Source organism: Pseudomonas sp. P1_F7 (assembly GCF_056405655.1).
Genome location: NZ_JBFUBR010000002.1, coordinates 524,985 through 531,796 on the forward strand (window position 1 = coordinate 524,985; position 6,812 = coordinate 531,796).

Consider the following 6,812-nt stretch of genomic DNA (forward strand, 5'->3'; position numbering starts at 1 on the left):
GAGAGAACCCATCATGCAGCCACGCAAATACCTCATCACCGGAGCAACCGGTAAAACCGGCGTCCATACCGTCCGTCATCTGCTCAATGAAGGTCATGTGGTGCGGGCCTTCGTGCATCAACTGGACGAACGCAGCACCGCCTTACAGAACGAGGGCGCCGAAATCTTTGTCGGCGACCTGCTGGAACATGACGACATTTTGCGTGCCATGGATGGCGTGACCGGCGCGTACCTGTGCTACCCGGTTCGCCCCGGCTACATTCAGGCGACCGCCTATTTTGCCGATGCCGCACGGCGCGCAGGCGTCGAGGTGGTGGTGGAAATGTCGCAGATTTCCGCCCGCGAAGACTCGCTGAGCCACGCCGCCCGCGACCACTGGATCGCCGAGCGCGTACTCGACTGGTCGGGCGTGCCTGTGGTGCACATTCGCCCGACGTTTTTTTCCGAATGGCTGATTTTTCCGTGGGTGCTGGATCAGATCGTCAAGGAAAACAAGATAACGCTGCCGTACGGTAGCGGGCGGCACGCACCGATTGCCGCCGAAGATCAGGCCCGTGTGATCGCCAGGCTCCTGACCCAGCCGTCCGGTCATATCGGCAAGACCTACCCGTTGTGCGGTCCCGTAGAACTGAGCCATCAGCAAATTGCCGAGGAAATCAGCGCCATCGTCGGCCGCACCATCACCTACAGTCCGTCGACGCTGGAGGAGTATCGACAGCACCTGCAGACCTACGATCTGCCGGAATTTGTCATCCAGCACTTCCTGGCGGTGGCCGTCGATTACCAGAACGGGATCTTTGCCGGAGTGGATGGCGTGATCGGGCAGATAACCGGTCAAGCGCCGCAAACGGTGGCTGACTTCGTAGGGGTCAATCGCCCATTGTTCGAACAGTGACCGCGGGTGTATGCGTCGGGTGTTCAAGTATCAACGCTCGCGCCCGATGCAACGCCGGCAACCCGCTACACTTTCCTCGCTTCGCCGCTGCACCCGAGCGGCCAAGACCCCTGACTTCTGATCTGGAGGTATCCCATGAGCGACAGTAGCGAACTCACCACTTTTACCGGCTGGGCCGCCACGGCAGCGGGCGCGCCACTGCAACGCTACAGCTACGACCCCGGCCCGTTGGGTAACGATGAAGTGGAAGTCGCCGTGGAATATTGCGGCGTCTGCCACTCCGACCAGTCGCTAATCGACAACGATTGGGGCATCAGCCACTACCCGTTTATTCCCGGCCACGAGGTGGTCGGCCGTATCGTGCGGGTCGGCGCCCAGGTGCGTGGTCTGGAAATGGGCCAACGGGTGGGCATCGGTTGGTACAAGGGCAGTTGCATGCATTGCACCTCGTGCATCGAAGGCTCGCATAACCTGTGTCGCACCGTGCAACCGACCATCATCGGCAGCAACGGTGGCTTTGCCGACCGCATTCGCGCGCACTGGGCCTGGGCCTTACCGATTCCGGCCGGGCTCGATCCGGCGATGGCCGGGCCATTGTTCTGTGCCGGCTCGACCGTGTTCAACCCGCTGGTGGAATTCGGCATCAAGCCCACTGACCGGGTCGGCGTGGTGGGCATCGGCGGCCTCGGTCACCTGGCGCTGCGCTTCCTCAACGCCTGGGGCTGCGAAGTCACGGCGTTCACCTCATCGCTGAGCAAGCAGGACGAAGCCAGGCGCCTGGGCGCGCACAAGGTGGTCGCCTCAACCGACACCGATGCGCTCAATGCCATTGCCGGCACCCTGGATTTTCTCCTGGTCACCGCCAACGCCAACCTCGACTGGACAGCCATGCTCGCCACCCTGCGCGGCAAGGGTCGCCTGCACTTTGTCGGAGTCGTGCCCGACGCCATTCCGGTGCACGTGTTCAACCTGATTCCTCAGCAAAAAGTCTTGTCCGCCTCACCGGTCGGCTCACCGGCCAACACCGCGATGATGCTGGAGTTCTGCGCCCGCCATCAGATCCTGCCGCAGGTCGAGATGTTTCCCATGAGCCGGATCAACGAAGCCATCGATCATTTGCGCAGCGGCAAGGCGCGCTACCGCGTGGTGCTGGATGCCAGTCAATGACTGTCCGCCCATGAAAGACCTGTTCACTTACCGGCTGTTCATCCGGGTGGCGCGGCTGGGCAGTTCCCGGGTTGATGCAACGCACAAACAAACGGGTCGCCCTTGCGGCGACCCGTGACCCAGGCCGTCGAAGTTCTGTTATTGGGCGCCGGAGGACTCGGCGTATTCTTCCCGTTTTGCCAAGCGCCAGCGCACCAGTTCGTCGGCTGCCGGCCCCTCTTCAACGCGGATATCGCGCAAGCGAACCGGTTCGCCGGTTGCTTCGTCGAGCATCGCCAGCTTGATTCCGTGCCCCGTGCGCGCATTGACAAACTTCAGCGGCGGCGCGCCCAGCTCTCCCAAATCCCATTTGTCGCCGACCTGAGCCAACGCCATCAGGACCAGCGCCGTGTCCGTCCCTCTGGGTGTCAGCACGTACTCATAGCGATCCGGGCGCGATTGATACTGCCGACGCTCGATCAGCTCATGTTGCTCCAGCGCCTTCAATCGATCCGACAAGGTGGCATTGGTGATGCCGGTGGAGTGGCGCAAATCGTCATAGCGCCGAAGCCCTAAAAGCATGTCCCGCAGAATCAGCGCCCCCCAACGGTCACCGATGGCTCCCAGCACACTGGCAATCGAGCACGTCATGCCTTCAAAACCTTTGGATCGCATTGATATCAGCCTTTTTTCGAAACATTTGTGCTCAGGATACCCCTGCCGTCCGTGCCTGACCAAGGCAAGCGTCCCGCTAAACGATAGCCCTTGCTTACTCTAATTACTAGAGTCAAGGTCTGTCACTCCAGTTATTAGAGTTAACTGGCTTACTCACCATAACAATAGGAATTTCCCATGAGCACATCCAAGGGGACCGCACTCGTCACCGGCGCATCGTCGGGTATTGGTGCGGTTTACGCCGCACGTCTTGCCGAACGTGGCCACGATCTGATCCTCGTGGCGCGCCGGCTCGATCGCCTCGAAGGGCTCGCCGCACAACTACGCAGCGAGCACGGCCGTGCCGTTCAGGTCGTCACTGCCGACCTTTCCAGCGAGAAGGATTTGTCTGAAGTCGAGACCCTGGTCGGCAGCGCGCCCGATTTACAGGTCCTGGTCAATTGCGCTGGCCTGGGTGCCTTGGGCTTGACCACGAGCATCGATCCGGCAACAGCGGACAACATGCTCAAGGTCAACGTCGTCGCACTGACTCGCCTGTCGCTGGCAGCCGCACGGCGTTTCGCCGAGGCCAGGCAAGGAACGATCATCAACATCGGCTCGATCGTCGCCTTCATGCCGGTTCCGGGCGCGGGCGGGTACAGCGGTTCGAAAGCCTATGTCCTTAACTTCACCCGCTCGCTCCAGGCAGAACTGGCCCAGAGCAATGTCACGGTGCAAGTGGTCATGCCGGGGCCCGTGCGTTCCGAGTTCTTCGGCGACAGGCCCGCACCGTTCCCGGAGCAACTGTTCATCTCTGCACAAGCGCTGGTCGATGCTGCATTAGCTGCACTCGACCAAGGGGAAGTCGTGTGCTTCCCGACACTCCACGACCTTTCGGCCTGGCAGAACCTTGAGGCGGCCCGAGGCGGCATCGTCAAGGCGCTGACCCAGAACGGCACGCCCGCCGAGCGCTACACCCACTGATCATCCACCCGAGTCACCTGGCGACCTGCGCCGGGAATCAGAAAATAAAAAGGAGAAAAAGCATGCCGCTCTGGAAGGTCTATCACCCCGAGGAAGCGTTCTCGTCTGAAGACAAGCAAGCCATCGCTCAGCGCATTACGAGCATTTATCGCGAATTGCCGCCGTTCTACGTCGGGGTTGTGTTCGAGGCTGTTGCGAAGTCGTCGTTCTACATCGGCGGCGAGCCTGCTGACGATTTTGTCCGCATATCCGTGGACCACATCGCCCGTCAGTTCAAGGACGATGAGATAAAACTGCGCTTCCTCAATGCCGTTACGAAACTGCTGGCGCCCTACATCACCGAGCGCGGACTGCGCTGGGAGATGCACGTGGACGAAACGCCGTTCAGTCTGTGGACGATTGGCGGGGTCAGCCCCCCACTGCCGGGCACACCTGACGAGATCCGCTGGCGCACAGAAAACCAACCGTCGCCTTTGCAGGCATGAGCCACGCCCCCGAGCCACAGTGCGTCACCTGTGGCTCGGGGGCTACTTGAGCTCAGCGGTGTTCTTCTCGCACCGCGGTCAAGGATTGGCCACTTGCGCCGGCGCCACTGGCATGTGCGGGGCATTCCAGGTGAACCGATAGGCTTTGCTGGCCTCTTGCGGGAGGCATTTGCCGTTGTCGGCATCCGCGCCCACGATCGACCAGTTCGCCCGGGAGTTTTCGCCCAGTTCACGGGCCGCTTCGGGTTTGAAGCACTGGTTCAGTACGTCATCCGGCACCAGAGCGTAGGCCTTGGGGTGTTCGCGCAGATACTGCGCAGCCTTCTCGATGGAGGAGTAGTCCATGCCGAAATGCACGATCGGTTGACGGGCAAACAACCAGTGCCCCTCCTCCCAGTTGACCAGCACCAGATCGGCGCCCTGGGTCATGGTCGCAGCCTGTGTCATGAGCACCTGATCAATGTTGGTGCCTTCCTTGAGCGGTTCGATGAAACCACGGGCGAACCACAGCACGAACCAGGTCGCCACCAGTGCCGGGAACACCCGGCGCAAACGCGGGTGGCGTTTGAACCAGCGCTTGAGCAGCCACGGGATCAACGGCGCGGCGACCAGCACCAGCCCGGGCAGCGCCGGGTAGATGTACAACTTGCGCTTGCCAGTGCTGATGCAAAAAAACAGCACCACCAGCACCACCCAACCGAGCAATACCAGGACCCGGCCGTCACGTTTTTGTAGCTGCCGGCGCCAGGCCGGCACCAGCCATGGCAGCACCAACACCAACGGCAGCCAGTACTGCGGAATCACGTTGGTGAAGAAGTACCAGAACGGTTCGCGGTGATGCCACGCCGCGGCATAGCGGCCCGCGGTCTGGTGCAGGAGAATCTCCCGCGCATAGGCCACTTCGTCTGCGCTGCCATTGACGATGATGGACAAGGCCAGGGGCAACAGCCAGATCGCGATGGCGCCAAGCATCAGCGCAAACCCGAGCAACCACTTGCGCGCCTCGCCGGGCATGGCCACCACACCGGGCCAGCCTTTGCGCACCGCATAGGCGTAAGGAATCAGCAACAGCGCCGGCAGGAAACCCACGCCTTTGGTGATCACGCCAATGCCCATGGCCGCACAACCCGCGTAAAACCAGCGCCACGCAGGTCCCAGCAGCAGGTGCCGCGCCAGACCGTACAGGCCCAGGGAGGTGAACAGAATCAATAGGCTGTCGATCTGCCCGGTGCGCAGGATGCTGTAGGTCTGGTACGTCGCCAGGTACAACAGCGCGGCGTTGCGCCCGGTACGCTGGGTCCACAGGCGACGGCCCAGGTCATAGACCATCGCCGTGACCGTCACGGCCGAAAACAGTCCCGGGATATAAAGGGCGATGTTGGGCTTGCCGGTCAGCCAGGTGAAGAACGCCACCGTCCACATGAAAATCGGCGGCTTGTCGCCGTAGATTTCGGCGGCCCGGTGCGGGATCAGCCACGAGCCGTTTTGCAGCATCTCCAGTGCGACGCCGAGGAACCGCTCCTCATCCACATTCTGTGCCTGACGCAGCCCCATTCCCGCGCCGATCAGCAATAGGGCAAGCAGCATCAGGCCCAGGCATTCGACCCTGGGCGACAATGATCTACGCATGGTTTATTCCTTCGCACTTCTGCTTTTGGCAATCAATTGCAGGTTGCGAAAATAGACAATGGAGCCAAACGCCTGCCCGGCGATGAACACCGGGTCCTGGCGATAAATGGCGTAGGCGAGCAACAAGGTGCTGCCGACGATGCTCAAGTACCAGAAGTTGGTCGGGATCACGCTGCGTTTCTTGTACTCGCTGTACAGCCACTGCAGGACAAACCGCCCGGTAAAGGCCACCTGCCCGGCAAAGCCGACCAGCAGCCACAGGGTTTCACGAGACAACATCATCCTTCGAGCTCCTGGGCAATGGTGTTCAGCCGCGTGCGTTTGATCAGCCACCAGACACCGACCAAATCGAGAATGCCCACCAGCGCGCGGTCGATGTTGCCGTATTTCGACACCCCGGCCGTGCGCGGCCGGTGGTTGACCGGGTGCACGATCATGCGGCCGTTATGCCGCTGGATCAGGGCTGGAATATAGCGATGCATGTGGTCGAAGTACGGCAGGCGCAAGAACGCCGCGCGCTCGATCAGCTTCAGACCGCAACCGGTGTCCGGGGTGGCGTCYTTGAGCAGGCGSCGGCGCAGGTTGTTGGCGAAACGCGAGGCGTAGCGTTTGCTCGCGGTGTCGCGGCGATTGACCCGGTGTCCGGCGACCAGTTGCACATCGACCTTGCCCGGTTCGCCGCGCACCAGCGCCAGCATGCCGGGGATGTCCGCCGGGTCGTTCTGGCCGTCGCCATCGAGGGTCGCCAGCCATTGCCCGCGGGCCTCCCGTGCCGCGTGGTACAGCGAGGTGCTCTGCCCCAGCGACCGCTCGTGATGGAGGATGCGCAAAGTGTTCAAGCCRTCGTGGCGGATCTGCCGCAGTTCATGCAGGGTCGCGTCGGTGCTGCCATCGTCGACGACGATGATTTCGTACGATTCAGCGGCCAATGCGACGCGGATTTCCTCAAGCAGTGGCTTGAGGTTGTTCGCTTCGTTCTTGGCGGGGATCAGTACGGATACAAAAATGTCTTGGCTCAT

Annotated in this window: 8 protein-coding genes; 4 read left to right on the top strand and 4 right to left on the bottom strand. The window is 61.6% G+C overall.

Annotated elements, in window-relative coordinates; translation table 11 throughout:
- Nucleotides 1–13 precede the first annotated feature (13 nt).
- Nucleotides 14–895 (top strand): NmrA family NAD(P)-binding protein, encoded by an 882-nt coding sequence (locus AC1D1M_RS04000; RefSeq protein WP_477774622.1) that lies wholly within the window; start codon nucleotides 14–16, stop codon nucleotides 893–895.
- A gap of 135 nt (nucleotides 896–1,030) precedes the next feature.
- The gene (gene ahr, locus AC1D1M_RS04005) at nucleotides 1,031–2,062 is read left to right on the top strand and encodes an NADPH-dependent aldehyde reductase Ahr (RefSeq protein WP_477774623.1); all 1,032 of its coding nucleotides are present in this window, start codon (nucleotides 1,031–1,033) and stop codon (nucleotides 2,060–2,062) included.
- A gap of 138 nt (nucleotides 2,063–2,200) precedes the next feature.
- Here ahr and AC1D1M_RS04010 read toward each other — a convergent pair whose 3' ends face one another.
- Nucleotides 2,201–2,716 (bottom strand): winged helix-turn-helix transcriptional regulator, encoded by a 516-nt coding sequence (locus tag AC1D1M_RS04010; RefSeq protein WP_477774624.1) that lies wholly within the window; start codon nucleotides 2,714–2,716, stop codon nucleotides 2,201–2,203.
- A gap of 177 nt (nucleotides 2,717–2,893) precedes the next feature.
- Here AC1D1M_RS04010 and AC1D1M_RS04015 point away from each other — a divergent pair, with 177 nt between their 5' ends.
- Nucleotides 2,894–3,679 carry an SDR family NAD(P)-dependent oxidoreductase gene (locus tag AC1D1M_RS04015; RefSeq protein ID WP_477774625.1) on the top strand — a complete coding sequence of 262 codons (786 nt, stop codon included), beginning with the start codon at nucleotides 2,894–2,896 and terminating at the stop codon, nucleotides 3,677–3,679.
- 62 nt (nucleotides 3,680–3,741) lie between these two features.
- Complete coding sequence (locus tag AC1D1M_RS04020; RefSeq protein WP_477774626.1) at nucleotides 3,742–4,164, top strand: tautomerase family protein; 423 nt, start codon at nucleotides 3,742–3,744, stop codon at nucleotides 4,162–4,164.
- Nucleotides 4,165–4,242: 78 nt separating this feature from the next.
- Here the strand turns inward: AC1D1M_RS04020 and AC1D1M_RS04025 are convergent, their stop codons facing one another.
- From AC1D1M_RS04025 to AC1D1M_RS04035, 3 genes are read right to left on the bottom strand one after another with little or no spacing between them, the layout of a single operon-like run.
- Nucleotides 4,243–5,793 (bottom strand): ArnT family glycosyltransferase, encoded by a 1,551-nt coding sequence (locus tag AC1D1M_RS04025; RefSeq protein ID WP_477774627.1) that lies wholly within the window; start codon nucleotides 5,791–5,793, stop codon nucleotides 4,243–4,245.
- A gap of 3 nt (nucleotides 5,794–5,796) precedes the next feature.
- Nucleotides 5,797–6,075 (bottom strand): lipid-A-disaccharide synthase N-terminal domain-containing protein, encoded by a 279-nt coding sequence (locus AC1D1M_RS04030; RefSeq protein ID WP_477774628.1) that lies wholly within the window; start codon nucleotides 6,073–6,075, stop codon nucleotides 5,797–5,799.
- Nucleotides 6,072–6,812 carry a glycosyltransferase family 2 protein gene (locus AC1D1M_RS04035; protein WP_477774629.1) on the bottom strand — a complete coding sequence of 247 codons (741 nt, stop codon included), beginning with the start codon at nucleotides 6,810–6,812 and terminating at the stop codon, nucleotides 6,072–6,074. Before AC1D1M_RS04035 ends, AC1D1M_RS04030 begins: the two co-directional genes overlap by 4 nt.